Below are 20,981 nucleotides of genomic sequence, written 5' to 3' on the forward strand. Positions count from 1 at the left end.
AAATATTTCTATGTAATTCACAGAGCAAAACTTATGGAATCTTTGGAAGTTCTGCGTTAGTGGATTATGCAATTAATATATTTTATTAGATACTATCAGTTGTCCCGAATGAAAAAATGATTTCTTTATTTAGATTTAGTATGACCTTAATCCCACGTCATCCGCTGCAACCGAACCGCATTGAAAATTGCCAAAAGTGCAACCCCCACGTCGGCAAAAACGGCTTCCCACATCGTGGCCAGGCCACCTGCACCTAGAATGAGTACTATTACTTTTACTCCGAAGGCCAAACCAATATTCTGCCAGACAATTCGTCGCGTTGAACGACCAATTTTAATCGCTATTGCAATCTTGCTCGGTTGGTCGGTCTGTATGATAACATCGGCTGTTTCAATGGCAACGTCGCTACCCAAACCACCCATCGCAATACCCACGCCACTTGCTGCTAAAACTGGTGCATCGTTTATGCCATCGCCGATAAATGCGACTTTTGTTTCAGGTTGTTTTTTAAGCTCTTCGACTTCATTCAGTTTATCTTCGGGTAACAACCCACCTTTTGCCCAATCGATGTTTAATTCTTTTGCAACCTGTTGTGTAATTGAGTCCTTATCACCTGATAGCATTATAATCTTGGAAATTCCGGCATCCCTAATCTGTTTAATGGCTTGGTGCGCATCATCCTTTAGTTCATCTGCAATGGTTACATAACCTGCAAACTTTCCATCAATGGACACCATAACAATTGATTCTACAATACCATCTGTTGCCGAAGGGACTTCTATATTGTTTGAGGTCATCAAAGCTTTGTTTCCTACAAGCACCGTCTTCCCGTTGACCGTTCCTTTCAAACCCTTTCCGGCAACCTCTGAAACATCAGTAGCCTCATAATCCGAACCGTCAGCTTTATATTCGAGAATCGCTTTTGCAATAGGATGTGTGGATTGTTCTTCCATCGCCATCAGGTACTTCATAAATTCGGCTTCCTCAAATGTAATTGAATTGATTATCTTGATTCTAAAAACCCCTTTGGTTACAGTTCCGGTCTTATCCATTACGACCGTGTCCACTTGCGTCATTGTATCTAGAAAGGATGCACCCTTAAACAGAATACCGTTTCGCGATGCCGCACCCAATCCGCCGAAATAACCCAGGGGAATGGAAATGACCAGCGCACAAGGGCACGAAATAACGAGAAATATCAATGCTCGATATAGCCAATCCCTAAATACATAATCATCCACAAAAGAGGAGGGCAGAAACGTCAGGCCGATTGCCAAGAATACAACGATAGGCGTATAAATCCGCGCAAATTTTCTAATAAACAATTCCGTCTTTGATTTTCTGGCAGTTGCATTCTGTACCATTTCCAGAATTCGTGCAATGGAACTGTCCTTAAATTCCTTAGTAGTCTCGATTTCGATTACCCTATCGAGATTAATACTACCTGCAAAAACAGTATCGCCTTTAGCAATAGTATCAGGTTTGCTTTCGCCTGTCAAGGCAGCAGTATTAAAAGAACCCTTTTCGGAAAGCAGAATGCCATCAAGTGGAACTTTTTCACCTACACGTACCTGTATCTTTTCGCCAATCTCAACAGTCTCGGGATTTACTGAAACAATATCGCCATCACGATATACCAATGCCTCGTTCGGACGGACATCAAGTAACGCTTTGATGGTTCCTTTTGCCCGGTTGACCGCTGAACTTTGGAACAGTTCGCCCACGGCATAGAACAGCATCACGGCCACACCTTCCGGATATTCCCCAATGGCGAATGCTCCCAGAGTGGCAATCGACATCAAGAAAAACTCGGTAAAGAAATCGCCTTTTTTGATGCTGTTCCAACCTTCCCTGATAACTGGAAATCCTACCGGAATATAGGCCACCGTATACCATACGATCCTGATCCATCCTTTGAAAAAGGGGAATGCCTCAACGTAATCTATGGCAATCCCTGCAATCAGCATCACAAAGCTGAAAATAGATGGCAAATAGGTTCTAAAATTTGATGCTTTTTCAGGATTGCCATGGTTATACCCGTCCTCGTGTGTATGTTCGCCCTGATGTTTTTTTGGGTCTATGTCCCGTAGGTTTACTTTTTTCTTTTTCATAATTTTTGCAATGTCATCCTATTTTTGATGCAACGGAAGTGCATTTATTGTCCACTACACTTTTCGCAAATACCTTTGATGACCAAATTCGCATCTTCAGCTATATACCCTTCCGGCAAATTTATATGAGGGATTTTATGTTCTGTCAAACACATCGTTTCATCACAGTTATCACAATGAAAGTGCAAGTGTAGATCTTGTTCTAGTTCACAATTACAACCTGGTTCGCACAGGGCATATTTTGAAATATTGGTGCCATCATCTATTTGGTGTACGATGCCTTTTTCCTCAAAGGTTTTCAGAGTTCGATACAAGGTAGTTCTGTCCGATTTCGCAAAAGCGTTCTCGATATCCGCAAGCGCGACCGCGATGTCCTTTTCGGCCATATACTTATAGATCAATATGCGCATTGCCGTTGGGCGAACCTTTTTATCTTTTAGTAATTTTTCTATTTCGTTCATAAGTATTTAATCATCGTTTTCGTTCTCCCCTTTTTTCATTTCGGCCATAAGGTAATAGGCATTGTTGAATGCGAATTTTGTCTTGGGTTCCACGGATTCCAAAAAATCAATGGCTACCCAATCCCCGTTGTTTGTGCCAGTCACTATTTCCAAGGGCTTGAAATGCCATGCCCCATCTTCTTTTTCCGCAGTAAAAACAAAGGATTTTTCGCCATCCTTGGCAATCGCACTTTCCGGCAAGGCCATGGTTCGGGTATTGTCTATTTCGATACGTCCCCTGATGTACATACCGGGAATCAGATCGCCCTCTTTGTTCTCTATCTCGGCGTGAACGTGTATCGCCTTAGGATCTTTTTCAAAAGTCTTGCTGACCGAATAGATTTCGGCTGTCAGTTCCTTTCCGGGAATGGACTGCACATTGAAACGTACCGTTTGGCCTTCCCTGACCTTGTCCACATCCTTTTCAAAGACCATCAAATCGGCATGGACATGGTGCGTATTGACGATTTCGAAAAGGTCGGTTTGCGGTTCTACGTACTGCCCCGTTTTTACTTCCACGCTCTGCACGAAACCTTCAATGGGACTTTGCAAACTTATCCGCTGATAAATCGTACCGTCTCGAACTCCGGAAGTATTGATGTTAAACTGTTTTAATTGAGCTTCAAGTCCATTGACCATGGCCTTGGAAGCCTGATAATCCGCCTCGGCCTTTTGGAAGTTCATCCCCGAACCGACCCCGGCCTCATAAAGCCTTTTTTGGCGATCGTATTCCTTTTGCAAAAACTGGCTATTGCTGTACGCATTTAGATAATCGGTCTGCTTCTGGATGATATTGGGATGCGAGAGATAGGCCACCGTTTGGCCTTTATTGACCTTATCGCCCTCGATAACCTCGATAGAAACTACGTTTGCACCCACTACGGAAGTAATGGTGGCTTCGTTCTGTGGGGGTACTTCCAACTGCCCATTGGCCTCTATATAGCCGCTCATGTTTCTTTGTGCCAGCGTATCGATCCTCATCTGCAACGCGTCGTATTGTTTTTCCGTCAGCATAACTTCGTCGCCTTCGTTTTCCACGTGCCGCATTGCCGATTCCGAATCTTGGCTTTTGGGGGCGTTTTTTTCTTTGGAATCCCCACAGGCCGATAGGCCCAAGAGCAATCCCATCGAGACCAGTACTGTATGTTTTATTATATTTTTCATCGTTTATAAGGTATAATATTGAAGTTCGAATACGGATTTCAAGTAATTGTCAAGTGCTTCCAAAGCGTCCATTTCGGTCTGTATGGCATCCCGTATGATCTGGGTAAAAGCCGCATAGTCCACCGCACCTTCGGTATAGGCGAAAAGCGCGCCTTTTCGCTGTTCCTTGGCGAGCGGTATGGCCTCGTCCCGATAGAACCGCCAAGAGCTTCGCCATTTTTGATAGGTCCGCAATGCCTGTGCGTACTCGGATCGCAGTTGTTTTTCCTTGAAAGCGGTATTGGTTTCGGCAATTTCCCTTTCGAGTTTTGCTGCCTTTTTACGCCCTCGTTCGGGACCCGAGAACAGCGGAACAGATACACCTGCCTGATAGGTGTAAAAGCCGCTATCGCCATTTACCTTTTGAAGTCCGCCCTGAAGGTTGAGTTTGGGCAACAGATCGGCACGTGCGGCATTTAGCTCCGCTTCGGTTTCCGATAGGCGCAGTTGCGAGAGCATCAGGCCTGGATGTTCCTCCAACTCGAAATCTGTTTCCAGGACCGTAAGTCCGCTTTCGTTCAATTCGTCGGGAACGGAGTAGACCGTTTCGGAGACCAACCACAGGTTCAGGCGTTGCAGGGCAATTGCAAAGTCGCTTTCAGCCTGTCGTAGTCTATTGCGAATCTGCAAAGCCTGATTTTTGGCCGAAGCGAATTCTAATCGCGATATGGCCTCGACTTCGAGATTGAGTTCAATGGCGGTCGAGAACCTTTGGTAGATAGAATCCAGTTCCTTGTACAAAAGGAGTTTTTGCTTTGCCTGATAGGTTTCCGACCAGGCTTTTTTCACTTCCCTTTCCACTTGAAGTTCAGACAGGCCATAGGCTGCTTCAGCAAGCTGTACCCGCTGTTTTTGCAATCGTTTTTTTGCACCGATGCCGAACAAATCAATATTCTGTTGGCCCAACCCGACCGTCGTATAAACGCCCTGACCCCCGTTGACCTCCTCCCCGCCCGTAAAAACTTGGGTGTTTCCGAAATCGTAAGCGTTCGCTTTTAGGGCGGCCTGTTTGTCGATTTCAAGACGGTTGGTCTTCAGCAACGGATAATTCTTCTTGGAAATTGCTACGGCCTGTTCCAAAGTAACGCTTGGTAATGAATCCTGCTGTATACCCTGTGCGCCCATCATGCCTGAAGTAAACAATAAGCACACGACCGCGGTTGCCGTAATCCATTTTTTCTTGACCTTAAACGTCGCCGATCGCTTCTCCACCCATTGGTACAATATGGGAAGTATGAACAGGGTCAATAGAGTGGATGTTATCAAGCCGCCGATGACCACCGTTGCCAAGGGTCTTTGCACTTCCGCTCCGGCCGATGCGGAAATGGCCATGGGAAGAAAACCTAAAATATCGGTAAAAGCCGTTAACATTATGGGGCGTATCCTACGTTTTGTACCTTCCATGATACGGTCTTTAAGGTTGGTCACACCTTCGTCCTTCAGCTCGTTGAGTCCGCTGATCATGACGAGGCCGTTGAGTACTGCTACCCCAAAGAGCACGATAAATCCGACCCCTGCGGAAATACTAAAGGGCATATCGCGCAGCCATAGGGCAAAAACCCCGCCTATGGTCGCCATTGGGATGGCGAGATAGATCATAAACGTCTGGGGAAGGGATTTAAGCGCAAAATAGATGAGGATAAAAATAAGTAGCAACGCTATTGGAACGACTGTTTGCAGTTTCTTGCTGGCACGTTCTAAATTTTCAAAAGCCCCACCATAGCGAATGAAGTACCCGGATGGAAGCTCAAGTTGCGCATCCAGTTTTTCCTTGATTTCATTGACCAACGATTCTACGTCACGCCCCCTGACGTTCACGCCTACATACGTCCTTCGGTTGGTGTTGTCGCGGCTTATCTGCATCGGTCCCGGCCGGTATTCGATGGTTGCGAGTTCACGCAGGGGAATTTGACTGCCATTGGGCAAATTGATGAACAGGTTGCGCACATCGTCTATATCCCTACGGTTGGCCTCGGTCAGCCTGACCACCATATCGAAGCGTTTTTCGCCTTCAAAAATGACACCTGCGCTTTTTCCCGCAAAGGCCATTTGCACTGCAATGTTCAGCTGGCTGATACTGACCCCGTACTGCGCGATTTTGCTACGGTCATATAGAATGGTCATTTGGGGCAGTCCGGTCGTAGCTTCGGCCCGCATATCGCCTATACCGGGCGTACCTGCGATGATTTTGGTAACTTCCTCGGCTTTCGCTGCAAGTATATCGATATCCTCTCCATAGATTTTTATGGCCACGTCCTCGCGGATACCTTCCAACAGTTCATTGAAACGCATCTCGATGGGCTGCGTAAACTCATAATTCACTCCCGGAACGATACTCACGGCTTCCTTCATTTTCTCGATGAGTTCATCTTTGTTATCGGCACTTGTCCATTCATCCTTTGGTTTGAGTATCACGAACACATCCGCGAAATCAAAGGGCATGGGGTCGGTGGGTACTTCGGCCACACCGATTCGGCTTACTATCTTCTCCACTTCGGGAAAATCGGCCTTTACGATGCGTTCGATTTTCGTGGTGGTCTCGATGGTTTCCGTTAGGGAACTTCCCGGTTGAAGGATAGCGTGAAAGGCAATGTCGCCCTCGTCCAATTGCGGGATGAATTCGCCCCCCATTCGGGTAAATGTAAAAACGGCCAGCGCAAAAATCCCCAATGCAACTACTACGACCATTTTACTTTTATGAAGTGATTTCATCAGCAATGGTTCGTATTTGCGTTCTATCCAATGCACAAACCTATCGCCATAGGATGCTTTAGCGGATTTTGGTGCCTTAATGAACAGGGCGGACATCATCGGAACGTAGGTCAAACAGAGTACCATCGCCCCTAACATGGCAAATATGAACGTTAATGCCATCGGCTGGAACATCTTGCCCTCGACCCCTTCTAGGGCAAGGATGGGAAGGAAAACGATCAGTATGATGAGCTGCCCGAAAAAAGCGGCGTTCATCATTTTTTTGGATGCGTTGGCCGCTATTCCATCCTTTTCTTTCTTTGGTATTTCCAGCGCGGTATTCCCGTTTTCGGCTTTCTTTTTCCTTGCGTAACCGTACATCATGAAAACGGTGCTTTCGACAATAATGACCGCCCCGTCCACGATGATACCGAAGTCGATGGCCCCCAGACTCATCAGGTTTGCCCATACATCAAAAACGTTCATCAGGATAAAAGCGAACAACAGGGCCAGCGGGATCGTAGATGCCACTATAAGACCCCCGCGCCAATTGCCCAATAGGAACACTAACACGAAAATCACGATAAGGGCACCTTCGATAAGGTTGTTCCTGACCGTTCCGGTCGTTTTGGCAATAAGTTTGCTTCTGTCGAGCAAAGGTTCGATACGAACTCCTTCCGGCAGGGATTTCTGTATTTGTTCCATTCTTCCTTTGACATTTTCTATAACTTCATTGGAGTTTGCACCTTTGAGCATCATGACCAATCCGCCGACTACCTCGCCCTGTCCGTCCTGGGTCAATGCACCATAGCGAACCGCGGCACCATATTGAACGGTGGCCACATCATTGATGGTAATGGGTACCCCGTTGCTGTTCTTGATGACGATTTTTTTGATGTCATCGAGGTTGCGGGCCAGACCTTCGCCACGGATGAAATTGGCCTTACGGTTCTTTTCTATGTAGGCACCACCCGTATTCTGGTTGTTCAGTTCGAGGGCTTCGAAAACATCGCCGATGGTAAGGTCAATAGCCTTCAATTCATTGGGGTCGATAGCCACTTCGAACTGTTTTATCTTGCCGCCGATGGCATTGATTTCTACCACCCCCGGCACCATCGCCATCTGGCGTTGCACGATCCAATCCTGCATAGTCCGAAGATCCGTGATGGAATAATTTTCCTTAAAATCGGGTTCTACCTTCAGGGTATATTGATAGATTTCCCCCAAGCCTGTTGTAATGGGGCCCATAGATGGTTGGCCAAGACCCTCGGGAATCTGCTCCCTCACTTCGGTCAGCTTTTCGGAAACCAATTGCCTGGGAAGGTAAGTACCCATATCATCATCGAACACGATGGTAACTACCGAAAGCCCAAAGCGCGAAATCGAACGGATTTCCTTGACATTGGGAAGATTGCTCATTGCGATCTCTACGGGATAGGTCACGAACTGTTCGATATCCTCGGTTCCTAAATTGGGCGATTGCGTGATGACCTGCACCTGATTGTTGGTAATGTCTGGCACGGCATCAATGGGTACTTGGGTCATACTCCATATCCCTCCGCCAACAAGGGTAAGTGTGAGCAGACCGATAATGAATTTGTTATTGATCGAGAAATCAATGATTTTATTGATCATGGATAAGTATGTTAATTCAGTTTAAAGTAGCGTCAGGTGCATTGGCCAAATTGCAATACACGATATTGATATATCCTAAAAAGGAATACATCTAAACAGGATATAGCTATCCTATAAAAACTGAATTAAACCTGCGGGGGCTGAAAGAGGGAAAGAGAAATATCTTTGCCTGCCCTATCAAAATGGACAAAGTTGGCTTGAGAAATTAATGGTTGCAATGGTTCAAATAAAGCAAGTCCGAAATTGATAGTGTGAGCGTGGCAACAATGGCACTGGCAGAAAGGCGAGCACAATTCACAGTCCTGATCGTGGTCTCCATCAAAATCAACTGTAATGACAACCTGGGAATCATCATTAACGTTTCCTGCATCGCTACAAGGCAACACATTGAGAGCCAAGAAGTAAATCGACAGTATGGTTGCCAAAAGTTTCACGAAGCAAAGGTAAAAAGATTTTTGTGCAACTAGGTTGCAAAGAACAGCTTTGCGGTAGTTCAATAAAAGGAACGATCTTCAGGACAATAACTAAAAGCAATTTCCTCAGTTGAATACTATTTCATAAATTCACGTTGAAAGTCAAATGACACCATTTTCATTTAAATAGACTGTCAACAATTCGGTCAACATATTTTGCAAGGCCTTTTAAACACCTAAGGACTCTGCTGATTTAAATTTAAGTTTGAATCCTGTCGAGGTCACTACAAGCAGAAAGTCCATTACGCAAGTAATGGATTTTTTCATTTATGAAAAACCTGAAACGCAGTTTCAAAGGTTGAGAATAAAGGGAAAAGTCATGGCAGAGCCATGGACTTTCTATTTGCAAAGGGGAACGCAAAGGAAGTGCATCAGCAAATCCTGTCGAGGTCACTTAAGAATGAAAAGCTCACCTAAAGGTGGGCTTTTTTCGTCTGAACGAGGTGGCAAGCTCGCTTGCCGATCGAGGTGAAGGCGGAAAAAGCAGCCAGCCGGAGGCTGGAGGCTTTTCATTTAGACTACGGAGCTTTATCAGGAACATTTTGCAAAGCGAAATGAATCCTGTCGAGGTCACGAATGAATCGAAAAAAGTTTCAAGATTTAGCGAGTTCCAAGAAAAGGAGCTCGCTTCTTTTTTGGAACAAAGCGAAAGATTGTTTTTCGATTCTCAACGCGGATTTCAAAGGATCACGAGAAAAGGGAGTCATCCTGTCGAGGTCACATCAAGCAAGAAACCGCACTCAAGGAGTGCGGTTTCTTTATTTGCATTATCCGGTACAATCTCTTTGCTTTTCAAATTCAATGTTTTATTGATTCAAAAAAGTAGCAGTATGTTTCACAGGGATATCCCAGGCTTCTTTAATCTTACCTTCTATTATACACCAGATTACAACAGCCTCAATCTTCATTTTTTTGCCTGCTAATAACATACTGTCCTTCACATGTGTTATGATCAATTTATCTCCTAAAGGCATTATAGAAATAGGCTTTACCTTAAAGGACCTACTAGTTCTTCCAGCTATTTCTTTAAAGAATTTTATTAGGCCAGAAAGGCCGTAATAATCTCCTTCCATCTCAGGTAGTTCAGGGTTAATATAGTGCCATACGAAATCTTCGGCTAACACCTCAGCCACAGTATTCGGATCAGCAGGGTTGAACCTCTTTAAAATACTGATATTTGGATGTTCCTTAATCATAGTAAAATTTTATACCAGCTGTTTTTTAGGATGAAGAACATTTAATGTCAGTGCCCCATATGTGATTGATATTAAAATGACAGAGAACAAGATACCTGCATATGGAATCATTGTGATCACCCTCAATACGACTGTAATTAATAATGCTAAAAATGTAATGCTCCAAAAACTCCAATTCTTTCCTTTTCTATATCTCAAATAGTATACTGCCAGCAAAGCAGCCACCAAATGACCAAACAATATGCTAAACACAAAAACTGCGGCTGCAAAGAGTCCTAGCGGAATACCTATTGCCAAAACAAACAAAAGGAGTATCGCCAGTGGAATTCCCAGTAGATAAATCAACCCGAATCCAAAGCTTTTTAGTAAGCTTTGTTCTAAGTCGTCAACAGCGTTTGAAAATGCATTTCTGAATAATGCATGAAACACCAGGATGGCTAAAAATGAAGACAAGATATACGTTATCCACGATTTAACTGATTTTGTCCCGATAGTCGTTAGAGATAATTGCGAATTATCTTCAGCAAGTTCTTCATTAAATTGGGCTTCGGTATTGACAAGGGCGTTGTTAAAATCTATTTCCTCATCGCTATGCCAATATTCAACTTCTTTATAAAATTTGGCATTAGTCCCAAGTGTAATATCTTCTCCTATTATAACTGAGCTTTCTCTTATAGTTGCGTCAATAAGAACATCCGTTCCTTTGATTTCAAGCTTTCCAAGAACTTCCCCCCGTACTTCAATATTTCCTCCATAACATTTGAGATTTCCCTGAATTACAGCATTTTCAGTAAGGATAACTTCTCCGCCAAAAACAACTAAATCATCCCCTATTTCTGAGTCAATAGTGGCTCTACCTACAGCTAAACGCGCATCATCTGCAACATAGCCGTTGAGAAACAATTCTCCCGCAGCAGCTGTTAAGTCGCCATTAATAGAGTCATTAATTGTTAAATTCCCCCCCGCTATGACCAAGTCTCCCTGTATAACGGCGTCAATCTTGATAGTTTCTCCTGCGCGATACGTATCATCGGGCTGCGTCTTATTGATTAAAATTTCACCTTCATTTACGGTTTGGCTGAAAGAAAGCACTGAGCACAATGCAACAAACAAAAAAGTAATAGTTTTCATAAGTACCGTTTTTATAATTCCAAGAGTAAATCTATTGGATATCAGCTGTTTAGCAAATGATCTTGGTCATAAAGCATAACTTTTTGTCGTGAATAAGAGGCGAATTCATTCCCTAAAACTATTTGATGATATAAGAGCGGGTTAATTAGGGCAAAGAAGAAGAATTGGTAATCGTCATTATCTGAAGTAATGACACATTTGCCATCAGATGGAGGATAAAGAAGAAATCAGTTATTATCAAATAAAAAACCGCACTTATTGAGTGCGGTTTTATTTTCATTACAAGCTCCAATTAGGATGACAGGTGTCTTGTCGATTAATTAAAGGCATTTTGTTCTACTCAAACCCGATCTCTTTTAAGGCGTCATGGCTAATTTGAATGGCATCTAATGGTTTGAGGCCATCAAATGTCATATCCTGTTCCACAAAGTAATATTTCATTCCGGACAGTTCCTTTTGGGCTAAAATTCGATTAAAATCGATCGAACCCTTTCCCACCGGGGCAAAACGCCCTTGTTCATCCATATCCTTTACGTGCCAGGCTTTGAATCGACCAGGATATTTTTCAAAATAGGCCACCGGATCGGCACCAGCCTTAGTAACCCAGAACAAATCCATCTGAAAATTCACGTATTCCGGATCTGTATTTTCAAGCATATAGTCGATTGGAACCACTCCATCTTCATCTTCCATAAATTCAAAATCGTGATTGTGGTAAAGTAATTTTAATCCGGCTTTATTTGCCTTTTTTCCCATTTCATTGATGATCTCCGTCAGATTCACTGCACCACCTGTCATGCCCAGGGAATTAGTACTGTTATCATATGTAAAAAGGCCCATAGGAGGTACGGGAACCACAAAATATTCAAACCCGGCAGCTTTTACGTCGGCCATCATCTGCTCCGCATTTTCCAATGTAACTGATCCCTGGTGGGTACTTACGGGGTTCAGACCCAATTCCTGAAGTAATGATTTAAAGTCGGTTGGCGTCATCCCATAAAACTTTCCGTCCTCATATCCGGCTGCTTCGATATTTATATAACCCGCATCAGCCACAGCCTTAAGAGTTTCTCTTACGTCGACTTTCATATCTTCTCTTACCGTATACAAAGCAAGTCCTCCAAAGGAATCTTTTTTTTCGGTTTGACAAGACATTGTAAATAGTAGTGCAATTAAAAATACTTTGATTTTCATGTATTGAAGTTTTAGTCAAATAAATAATCGACCTTCTGTTATCTATTAACCCGATAAAAATAAACGCCGCCCTCCAAATATAAGAATTCCATAAGGACAAAACCTTTAGAGGAACGAACCACTCTTTAGCTCCCTCATTCGCACTAAAATGAACTATATTGGTACCTTTGTAATAAATTCATTTGCTATGAAGAACAAATCTTTTTTTACTGTTTTAGTTTTAGTTTTACTCTTCTCCTGCTCTAAGGATTCCTCCAACCCCGAACCCAAAATCTCTCAGGATCAGCTCGATGCGATCACCGGACTTTATAATCTCTCGGAATACAATGTAAGTCCGGCACAAGACCTCAACAACGATGATGTCCTTTCTCAAGACCTGATGGCAGAACTCGACTGTCTCAGTGCCAGCATCATCCTGCGGGAAGACCTGAGCTATAGCAAGTTTGCCATGCAATTGAATATCAGCCCCATAACAAACGATCAATACGCCATATCCTGCAGTTTTAATCAGTCTACCACCGGCAGCTGGGATCTGGTAAACGGACAGATCGTACTGTCTGAAGAAACAGAAAATTCATATTCCCTTGATGGCTCTGTGCTAACGCTCTCTCAAGGTAAAACTCTGCCCGATTTTCAATCGCAGGTGTTTGTAAAACAGTAGATTTCATTCTTCACAGTAGATTTCATTCTTCTCTGAACAGATCAATGAAGCTAATCACAAACTTCTGATGGGAATTGTAACAAGGATTACATTGAAAGGGGTACTTTGATGTATCTTTGCACAAAATTTTATGCATGGAATTCTTACTTAAACCCTGGCCGTGGTATGTTTCCGGTCCGCTGATCTCCCTGGTCATGATCGTACTGATATACTTCGGCAAAACCTTTGGTATGTCTAGCAACCTGCGCACCCTTTGTACCATGGGTGGTGCAGATAATTTTGCCTCCTTCTTTAAATTCGACTGGAAATCTCAGATCTGGAACCTTACCGTTGTACTGGGAGCAGTTATTGGAGGGTTTATCGCGGTTAATTTCCTCTCTGATGGTTCGGCTATCGCCCTGAACCCAGAAACTATTGCAAATCTCGATTCGCTCGGATTCGAAAATGCAGGGGCTTCCCTCCTGCCCCCTGAATTGTACGACTGGAGTTCGGCACTGACATTAAAGGGATCACTTATACTGATTGGTGGGGGTATTCTTGTTGGATTCGGTACCAGATATGCCGGCGGGTGTACCTCAGGACACGCAATAACCGGTTTAAGTAACCTCCAGTGGCCATCTTTGGTCGCTGTAATCGGATTCTTTATAGGCGGACTTATCATGGTTCATTTCTTATTCCCATTAATCTTTACCGCATGAAATTATTGAAATTCTTATTGGTCGGAGTATTCTTCGGCATTGTCCTAGTAAAATCTGAAGCCGTTTCCTGGTACAGGATCTATGAAATGTTTCAGTTTCAATCCTTTCATATGTACGGGATCATAGGTTCAGCTATTGCAGTTGGAGTGGCGGCCATATGGCTTATTAAAAAATCTCATCTCAATAGTATAGAAGGCCGACCTATCGAAATCCCCGCAAAGGACAAAAGTATCGCCAGATATATCCTCGGAGGTACTATTTTCGGACTTGGCTGGGGCCTTGCCGGTGCCTGCCCCGGACCAATGTATATCCTTGTAGGTACGGGTGTGATGACTATGTTTTTCGTAATCGGTGGTGCAATACTCGGCACATTTCTATACGGTTTGCTGCGCGATAAATTGCCGCACTAAGCTTTCTCCGTACTGATTGGCAATACTACATTGGCACCATTTCTTTCGGAAGGCTGACATCGATCCGTATAATTTCTCCTGAACGCTGAAAGATCTTATTGCTCATCTCTGTATCGAGGGTAAGGCCCTCTTTCTTTTCAGAATCACCGTTCCTGAAATAGAGTGCCATCCCTTCCTCTGATCCGAAATTATAGACCACAGGAATCTGGCAATAGGTAAACCCTAAACTATCCGGACTAAGGCTAAGAACTCGCTCCTCCCCCAGCAGATCTACATAGGCAAATTCTGCTTCTTCTTTAAGGATTTCCTCTTTTTCGATTAAGCCCGTACCAAAGGAGAGTTTTCCATTTTGAACACTTACTCCCAATTCTGCTAAACGACTGAGGATATCTTCTTTAACCTGCCCTGTCATCCCAGGTTGTTGCGCCCCTTTGGTTGCAGGGGTGTGTGAATATGGGTCCGTTGGGAACGCTCCGTAAACCTCGGGCGACTTGTGTACCCCTATCCCTTCGTTGATCTCGTGATAATGCTCCATCAAAGCTTTTACAACCACATCTGATGTCCCTTCTGCCATTGCACGTCTGCTGCATTCCATAACTGCCAATAATAGTTTAGAGACCATATGCCAGTAAATAGAACCCAGTCCTTCGTAGCCAAAGAAAGTTCCTGACCTTCCTGTAAACGATTTGTGATCAAATACTTCTTCAAAAATATCAAGTATCAACTCCCTCTCAGTTTCCAACAGGGATGAATACTCACCATCAGCGAGAACGTCTAAAGCCTTACTGACATCATTGGCGTTGTGGAAATTTCCATTGAAATGATAGTTTCCATTAACATCCTTTTCTATTAAAGACTTATTTCCTGTTTCCAAAAGTTGAGTCAGCAAGCGGGAATCCTTCACTCGAGCTGCAGGGATTACATTTTTAACCATGAATCCCGGTAAATCCTTGTTGGGATAGAGTATATAGCTGTTCTGGTCCGGTCTGTATAACTCACTTTTCCTCAGGCTGTCGAGAAGTTTCAACACCTCTTCGGCCTTCAGGTATCCGGCACTGAGTACGGCAACCTGCCCCTCTAGCATCACGCTCAGATAATCAACAGAAGTACCTTCCCCAGGTGCAACGCTAATCAGGTTGTATGAGTGGTATAAATTGTCTTCCCGTTTATTTGCATCGATAGAATGTTCAAGAAAGGGTAATACAGTTTCTGTAAAACGCAAGAGTTCATTTTTTGACAGACTGACTTTCTTCCCGCTGTACCCCGATTTGTATATTTGTTCGCGATAATTACTTCCAGCAGTTCCCAGGCCTTTCATAATTTTTAACCGTTCATTATCCGTAATTGACCTTTTAAGTACAGCACGGTTTTCTTCAAGGACCTGTTCAACTCTTGTCATAAAATCTGCGATCTCTGTTGAGATTTCAACCTTTTCGGTTTCAACGGTTTCTATAATTTCCCTGAACTTCACCATGAATCTCCTGAGATAATAGAGGGTCACCATAGAAACACCGTTACCCACCAGAGCGTTATTGGCATCATTCCATTCGGGGCGCTGAGTGTTGAGCCAGATTCCCGCCTCGGGGACAAAATTCGAGCATTTTGCAAGCAGGGTTGCCAAAAGTTTTTCCACAAGATTGACATGGATAATTTTTCCATCCTGCCCGGTCAGCAGGGCACCATCTGCCCCAATATTATTCCGGGCTTCATTGATTTTGCCGTCCAGCTTATGATCAAAATCAATGGTATCCTTAGGATTCGCAACAATATCCTGATATCCTTTTATCTTATAAGGCACATTGGCGTATACAAAAAGATGTTCATTCCAGTAATTTCCAAGCCTTGAAGGATAATAATCCTCTATGAATTCGAGGAATTTTAAAAGGTATATAATCTGATGATCTCCCCAGTATCCAATGTAAGACCAGGGGTCATCGGGTTCAATCACTTCCCAGTCGAACCCACTTTTTGTAACCCGGTAAGGATTATAACCGTCAAAGGTGGAAGCGTTAAGGAACTTGTGGATCATCCCGTCGATAAAATCGGGATAGGAGTGTGCAAGCGCCTCCCAATTCTGGAAGATATCCCGCCAGTTTCCTTCGTAATCAAGGATCTTAGATCCGTCTATTTCACTTCGTGTATTAATAGAAAATCGATTCCAAGGCCTGCTGGGATCCCCGTGTCTCCGGCTGAACTTAAGAGGGAGGTACTCTAAGCACAGGCGCTTAAAGTCGGGATTTCCACTCTTGTGAGCAAGCTCTCTTAAATCATACACATCAAAGACCTCCGAAAGCTGCTCCAATTCCTGGGAAAAGGCTTTAAAGACCTCTTTATTGGCCTGTTGCAAATAGGTATTGAAATCTGATTTCTCAATGCGGTAGTCAGAATCAAAAATACCCCCTCTCATGATATTGTAGAGGACATTGGCATAATGCCTTGAAGTCTGTAGCTTATCACGACTACATTGGAAACCGTCAGCGGCTCCGGCCAGTTCTTTTAATTTTCTGGTTCCTTCTGAAATATCTCCCAGGACTTCTTTTTTTAAAGTATCGGGCTTTTCTAACTTTTTACTTAAGGCAGCTATATCTGTGGCGGTCTGGTTGACATTAGCTGCAATCATCCATTCCAGGGTCTGCTTTGGTTTTATTGTAGTTTTGGAGAAAGTGAAATACGCCCCTTTTTCTGCTTTTATATCGGTTTCCTGATGGGGGTCCTTCCCTTCCCGAAAATGGTCTAACTGGAGGGAAGACAACAGATAAGCGGCCTTTGGCATTCCCATAGACCAAACAACATTGGCCTTTAATGCCTCACTAGGCTCGGCCTTATCCACAATGATGGCACTGAGGGCATAGATCCCTAGACCTGCATGAGGTATTAATTCACTCCTTTTATATGCATCAACGAGATTACTGCGGGTATTCTGCATCTCGGTTGTAACCCCATAGGGAACAATATTCTGAAGGCCATCCAATAGGGAAATCTCAACATCAGACCCATTTGTGTTCAGAAGGCTGGCCCTTTTGACAAATCCGTAAACATTACTTGAATTCCACTGATATCGGAAGACAAGACCCAGGTCTTCATTGATCTCTTCAAATATCACCTTATTGCCAAAGGTATTCTTATAGAGGTTTCTGGTTAGCTGATAAATACCCTCATATCGATCTGAAAAGGGCTCCCACAGAACTTCTCCATCTGCTGTCTTTACACGCATGATCGTCTTACTCCCCGTAACTTCGATGGATTCGGTAATCTTATCATCAGTATAATATGGGAATAAAGCAAACTCACTATTCTTTCTCCCGGCCGTAAGTCCGCCATTACTCGAAAGGAACATCCAGTGATTGGAATCACTTACAATGCTCATAAAGAACGGGCGCATTTGATCACTATTCGTGATCATGTAGAAATCCTCACCATCAATTTCAACAAGCTTGCCTTGGATATCCTTCTTAGTTTCCCGCAAAATACATGTACCTATTTTTAGCTGCTTTTCCATATGTTCATCTGACTTTCATTAAAAAAAGCCTCTCAAAATTGTCCTTTTTGTAGAGGCTTAAATGGGTAATGATCCATTCTTATTCCACCAAAAATGGAATGTTTGCTGCTGCTGAATGGTTGTTACCATCAGTGGCATATACAAATAATCTATATGCACCTTTCTTTGGTGCTTTCATCAATACTGTATTCTCTTTTTCGACCATAAATAATCCTTGTACCGCTTTAGGTCGTTCTTCATAATCGCCTCCTTCACCCAGATCTGTACTTTCTGGTAGTACTTCCCATTTATAGGATATAGCATCATTTTCAGGATCAGTAGAAACAATGGTAGCTACATATTGTTTATCTGTTGTTAAGGTCACGTTTTCGTATGCAGTTTTTCCATTCAGGATAAAAGAGTCTATTTGTGGTGTCCTGTTCTCAGGCCATTCACCATTCCAGATATAATGCATTACATCTACAGACTCTGTTTCCTGTCCATCTTCCAGAAATATGCCATACCAGGTTGGGGTACGCTCCTGCTTGTTACCCCACAGGAAAACATAAGACCCAATACATTGGACCGAGTCGGCTTCTATTCCACCTTTATATCGCTTTAAATAATTAGCTGCCTTTAGGGTACTGTACTCTTCTATAGGTGCTCCCCAGGAAGTTGTGGGTACTTCCCAATGACCTGTGGCGCCCCATTCGGTAACCATATAAGGTCCATCCCAACCAAATTCACGAATAAGATTGGGTAGGTCTGGTAGGTCCCCATACATTTGAACCGCGAGGATATCCAGATCAGGGCAACGCTCTTTGATCAAGTTAATTTCCTTAGCTGAAACTCCGGCCAGACTAGTTGTCGTTAAATGGTTAGGATCCATCTCATGAATCATTTCTGAAATATCATTGACAGCATCCCATACTTTTGGGTTGGTATAATGTAAATTTAGTTCATTCCCAATACCCCAGATCATTAGCGCAGGATGATCCTTTAATGCTAAAACCTGCCGTTTTATATCCTCCAATTGATCTTTTACCTGTTGAGGATCATCATAATCGAAACCATGTCTTTCTCTTCCCACCTCAATTCCCATGGTAACCATGAGTCCATTTTTATATGCATCATCCAATACTTCATTGGCTGATTTCTCGCCGTTTTCTGTTCTCCAGGTTCTAAACGAATTTGCACCGTGATTTGCTAGTGCCTCAACATTACCAAACTCTAATCCGGCTCCCTTTATATAAAATGGTTCTTGATTTACTATCAATTCAAATTTACCGTCATTTTTACGGATCTCAACTTTCGCTGGTCCGGTATTTATTTCATTATCAACTGTTTTTTTCGGCCTGTTCTTACAAGCAAATAGAACGCATAACAAAGCTATTACAACAATACGATTCATGCTTAATCTTATTTTCTTATTAGTAATTCCTCTACTTCTTCCAGGGTTTTTCCTTTGGTCTCTATAACAAACTTATATACAAATAAAAGGGCACAGAACGATAATACAGCATAGAGTGCAAAGGTTATTGTAGGACCAAGATTAGATAGTTCCCATGGAAAAACCTGGGTCACAGAAAAGCTTACCAGAGAATTAAAAAATCCGACTACAGAAATCGCAATACCCTTAATTTTAGATGGGAAAATCTCCGAAATTAGTGCCCACATTACCGGTCCAAGTGAAATGGCAAAAGAGGCCACATACAACAATATTGCAATAAGGACCAATGTGGCATTAATCTGTATAAAATTGGTGATCTGATTTCTTTTAAAATCCAGGAACTGAGTCTCGTTTAAACGTTTTTGTACCGATTCAAATAATTCGGCCTGACCACTAAACGAGCTGCCATTGAGATCAGTTAAAGCCAACTTTAATTCCTGGTCAGAAACTTTTTCCAAAGTGGTCTCATTAAAATCATAGGTAGCAGAATTGAATGCATAGGTTGCCATCAGCAATGCTATTGTCATAAATGTAGTTCCAATGAGTAATAAGGGTTTTCTTCCTAATTTATCTATAAGCCAAATAGCTACCAAGGTAAAGACAAGATTTGTTAGGCCCACCACTATAGCCTGTAAGAACGAGCTATCTGTACTTCCTCCAGCCTGTTCAAAGATCGTAGGGGCGTAATAAAAGATAGCGTTGATCCCTGTTATTTGCTGGAAAAATGCTATCCCCAGCGCAATGATCATTATGGTGGCGTATTTACATTTAAATATGTCAGAGAGTCTTCCTTTCTCTTCTTTTTTAGCAATACCCCGTTGAATTTCCTGAATAGTATATTCAGCGTATTCTTCTCCGCCAATCTTCATCAATATCTTTCTGGCTAATTCAACCTTGTTTAATTTTTGGATAAGCCATCTCGGGCTTTTAGGTACAGTCCATAATGAGAGGAAATAAATCAGAGCCGGTATTGCTTCAACGCCTAACATCCAACGCCAGCTTTCATCTCCATAATTGATAAGGAAATAGTTAGAGAAATAGGCAACCGAAATACCTATTACAATATTTAACTGATTAAAAGACACCAAACTTCCTCTGAGTTTTGGTGGTGCAATTTCGGCTATGTATATCGGTGCAATAAGGATTGCTCCTCCAATCCCAACACCTCCAATGATCCTTGCAATGATAAACTCTGTATATCCTGTTGCCAAGGCAGACCAGGTCGCAGAAATTGTAAATAAAGCAGCAACAACAATTAGTGTATTCTTCCTTCCAAATTTATCTGCAATGGGCCCAGCCAATAAATTTCCGGCCATAGCGCCAAAAATGACACAACCTACTGAGAAACCTAGCATCCATTCGGTCATTTCAAAATAGATGGTAATACCTTTAACGGCTCCTGAGATTACTGCACTGTCAAATCCCAGTAGAAATCCACCCAGGGCAACAATCAGACTAATCAGGACCGTATAGGACCTATTCATTTTGATTTCTTGTGATTTTGATTCCATAAAAAGAGTTTCGTTGGTTAGTATCTAAAAATAAGGTAAAAAAAAGTCAGTAATAAAAACCAACCTTTTTTTTAAAAGCTAATAAGCTAAAATCAAAACAATTGTTATTGATAAACTCTTATATAATCTACTTCCATACTCGATTGTGTAAAGGCCCGATCTATTGCGCCTCCATAAGAACCTTCCATGGCAATATTCATTATTAAAGAAAAATCTTTATTACAAGATAAACTTGCCATATTACTAACTGAACCATTGACTTCGTTATCCAGTAAGAATATGATCTCGCTTATTTCATTGTCGAGGCCAAGCCAAATGTTTTGATCTTCGTCCTCATAAATTGCTAGAACGGTATTCATAAGTTAACCGTTTCTTTGATTGATATTTTTAATAAGTTCAGCTGTAAAAGATAGATGAAATATTTCGTTAGAAATAGTTCCGATCATAAATGAGCCTTCCCTCATTTGATAGAAATCTCCATGTTCCGTAAGAAACAGATTTCCTTCAGTTGTTTTTAAGACACTGGTTATAATATTTTCAAGGCGAGTACTGTTAAACCTACTCTCAAAAAGGTATTATTTATAAGGTTGATCCGGGTCTCTGAACGGATAACGGCAAGAAAGTAATAATATGCTGCTC

15 protein-coding genes are annotated in these 20,981 nt (G+C 42.6%); 3 read left to right on the top strand and 12 right to left on the bottom strand.

The annotated features are described in order from the left end of the window. Positions 1-146: 146 nt before the first annotated feature. From AB8P51_RS11300 to AB8P51_RS11335, 8 genes are all read right to left on the bottom strand, one after another. The gene (locus AB8P51_RS11300; RefSeq protein ID WP_369748934.1) at positions 147-2,111 is read right to left on the bottom strand and encodes a heavy metal translocating P-type ATPase; all 1,965 of its coding nucleotides are present in this window, start codon (positions 2,109-2,111) and stop codon (positions 147-149) included. 44 nt (positions 2,112-2,155) lie between these two features. Further along, positions 2,156-2,572: a Fur family transcriptional regulator gene (locus AB8P51_RS11305; protein ID WP_369748935.1), complete on the bottom strand. Its 417-nt coding sequence runs from the start codon at positions 2,570-2,572 to the stop codon at positions 2,156-2,158. A 6-nt stretch (positions 2,573-2,578) separates the two neighbouring features. Beyond that, positions 2,579-3,775 (bottom strand): efflux RND transporter periplasmic adaptor subunit, encoded by a 1,197-nt coding sequence (locus AB8P51_RS11310; protein WP_369748936.1) that lies wholly within the window; start codon positions 3,773-3,775, stop codon positions 2,579-2,581. 3 nt (positions 3,776-3,778) lie between these two features. Further along, positions 3,779-8,140, bottom strand: a complete 4,362-nt coding sequence (locus tag AB8P51_RS11315; protein ID WP_369748937.1) for a CusA/CzcA family heavy metal efflux RND transporter — start codon at positions 8,138-8,140, stop codon at positions 3,779-3,781. A gap of 125 nt (positions 8,141-8,265) precedes the next feature. Next, positions 8,266-8,574 (bottom strand): DUF6660 family protein, encoded by a 309-nt coding sequence (locus AB8P51_RS11320; RefSeq protein WP_369748938.1) that lies wholly within the window; start codon positions 8,572-8,574, stop codon positions 8,266-8,268. A gap of 845 nt (positions 8,575-9,419) precedes the next feature. Continuing rightward, positions 9,420-9,809 carry a nuclear transport factor 2 family protein gene (locus AB8P51_RS11325; RefSeq protein WP_369748939.1) on the bottom strand — a complete coding sequence of 130 codons (390 nt, stop codon included), beginning with the start codon at positions 9,807-9,809 and terminating at the stop codon, positions 9,420-9,422. A 9-nt stretch (positions 9,810-9,818) separates the two neighbouring features. Continuing rightward, positions 9,819-10,940, bottom strand: a complete 1,122-nt coding sequence (locus AB8P51_RS11330; protein ID WP_369748940.1) for a hypothetical protein — start codon at positions 10,938-10,940, stop codon at positions 9,819-9,821. Between the two features lie 336 nt (positions 10,941-11,276). After that, complete coding sequence (locus AB8P51_RS11335) at positions 11,277-12,134, bottom strand: sugar phosphate isomerase/epimerase family protein (RefSeq protein ID WP_369748941.1); 858 nt, start codon at positions 12,132-12,134, stop codon at positions 11,277-11,279. Positions 12,135-12,321: 187 nt separating this feature from the next. On the opposite strand from AB8P51_RS11335, the gene AB8P51_RS11340 reads away from it, so the two are divergent. From AB8P51_RS11340 to AB8P51_RS11350, 3 genes are all read left to right on the top strand, one after another. Then, on the top strand, positions 12,322-12,795 hold the full coding sequence (locus AB8P51_RS11340; RefSeq protein ID WP_369748942.1) for a hypothetical protein: 474 nt from the start codon (positions 12,322-12,324) through the stop codon (positions 12,793-12,795). Positions 12,796-12,929: 134 nt separating this feature from the next. Then, positions 12,930-13,493, top strand: coding sequence for a YeeE/YedE family protein (locus tag AB8P51_RS11345; protein ID WP_369748943.1), 564 nt, complete (start codon positions 12,930-12,932; stop codon positions 13,491-13,493). Further along, complete coding sequence (locus AB8P51_RS11350; RefSeq protein ID WP_369748944.1) at positions 13,490-13,903, top strand: DUF6691 family protein; 414 nt, start codon at positions 13,490-13,492, stop codon at positions 13,901-13,903. Before AB8P51_RS11345 ends, AB8P51_RS11350 begins: the two co-directional genes overlap by 4 nt. A 25-nt stretch (positions 13,904-13,928) precedes the next feature. On the opposite strand, the gene AB8P51_RS11355 is transcribed toward AB8P51_RS11350, so the two are convergent. The 4 genes from AB8P51_RS11355 to AB8P51_RS11370 all read right to left on the bottom strand — a co-directional run bounded on the left by AB8P51_RS11355 (position 13,929) and on the right by AB8P51_RS11370 (position 20,701). Next, positions 13,929-17,402 carry a hypothetical protein gene (locus AB8P51_RS11355; protein WP_369748945.1) on the bottom strand — a complete coding sequence of 1,158 codons (3,474 nt, stop codon included), beginning with the start codon at positions 17,400-17,402 and terminating at the stop codon, positions 13,929-13,931. 79 nt (positions 17,403-17,481) lie between these two features. Then, the gene (locus tag AB8P51_RS11360; RefSeq protein ID WP_369748946.1) at positions 17,482-18,792 is read right to left on the bottom strand and encodes a glycoside hydrolase family 2 TIM barrel-domain containing protein; all 1,311 of its coding nucleotides are present in this window, start codon (positions 18,790-18,792) and stop codon (positions 17,482-17,484) included. Positions 18,793-18,800: 8 nt separating this feature from the next. After that, positions 18,801-20,315 (bottom strand): sugar porter family MFS transporter, encoded by a 1,515-nt coding sequence (locus AB8P51_RS11365; protein ID WP_369748947.1) that lies wholly within the window; start codon positions 20,313-20,315, stop codon positions 18,801-18,803. Between the two features lie 131 nt (positions 20,316-20,446). After that, entirely contained in the window at positions 20,447-20,701 is a 255-nt protein-coding gene (locus AB8P51_RS11370; RefSeq protein ID WP_369748948.1) for a hypothetical protein, read from the bottom strand. Positions 20,702-20,981: the final 280 nt, after the last annotated feature.

Source organism: Muriicola sp. SD30 (genome assembly GCF_041205185.1).
GTDB lineage: Bacteria > Bacteroidota > Bacteroidia > Flavobacteriales > Flavobacteriaceae > Muriicola.

Coding starts and splice junctions, on each gene's coding strand:
- AB8P51_RS11300 (WP_369748934.1), bottom strand. CDS start 2,111: ATGAAAAAGAAAAAAGTAAACCTACGGGACATAGACCCAAAAAAACAT.
- AB8P51_RS11305 (WP_369748935.1), bottom strand. CDS start 2,572: ATGAACGAAATAGAAAAATTACTAAAAGATAAAAAGGTTCGCCCAACG.
- AB8P51_RS11310 (WP_369748936.1), bottom strand. CDS start 3,775: ATGAAAAATATAATAAAACATACAGTACTGGTCTCGATGGGATTGCTC.
- AB8P51_RS11315 (WP_369748937.1), bottom strand. CDS start 8,140: ATGATCAATAAAATCATTGATTTCTCGATCAATAACAAATTCATTATC.
- AB8P51_RS11325 (WP_369748939.1), bottom strand. CDS start 9,809: ATGATTAAGGAACATCCAAATATCAGTATTTTAAAGAGGTTCAACCCT.
- AB8P51_RS11330 (WP_369748940.1), bottom strand. CDS start 10,940: ATGAAAACTATTACTTTTTTGTTTGTTGCATTGTGCTCAGTGCTTTCT.
- AB8P51_RS11335 (WP_369748941.1), bottom strand. CDS start 12,134: ATGAAAATCAAAGTATTTTTAATTGCACTACTATTTACAATGTCTTGT.
- AB8P51_RS11340 (WP_369748942.1), top strand. CDS start 12,322: ATGAAGAACAAATCTTTTTTTACTGTTTTAGTTTTAGTTTTACTCTTC.
- AB8P51_RS11345 (WP_369748943.1), top strand. CDS start 12,930: ATGGAATTCTTACTTAAACCCTGGCCGTGGTATGTTTCCGGTCCGCTG.
- AB8P51_RS11350 (WP_369748944.1), top strand. CDS start 13,490: ATGAAATTATTGAAATTCTTATTGGTCGGAGTATTCTTCGGCATTGTC.
- AB8P51_RS11355 (WP_369748945.1), bottom strand. CDS start 17,402: ATGGAAAAGCAGCTAAAAATAGGTACATGTATTTTGCGGGAAACTAAG.
- AB8P51_RS11360 (WP_369748946.1), bottom strand. CDS start 18,792: ATGAATCGTATTGTTGTAATAGCTTTGTTATGCGTTCTATTTGCTTGT.
- AB8P51_RS11365 (WP_369748947.1), bottom strand. CDS start 20,315: ATGAATAGGTCCTATACGGTCCTGATTAGTCTGATTGTTGCCCTGGGT.
- AB8P51_RS11370 (WP_369748948.1), bottom strand. CDS start 20,701: ATGAATACCGTTCTAGCAATTTATGAGGACGAAGATCAAAACATTTGG.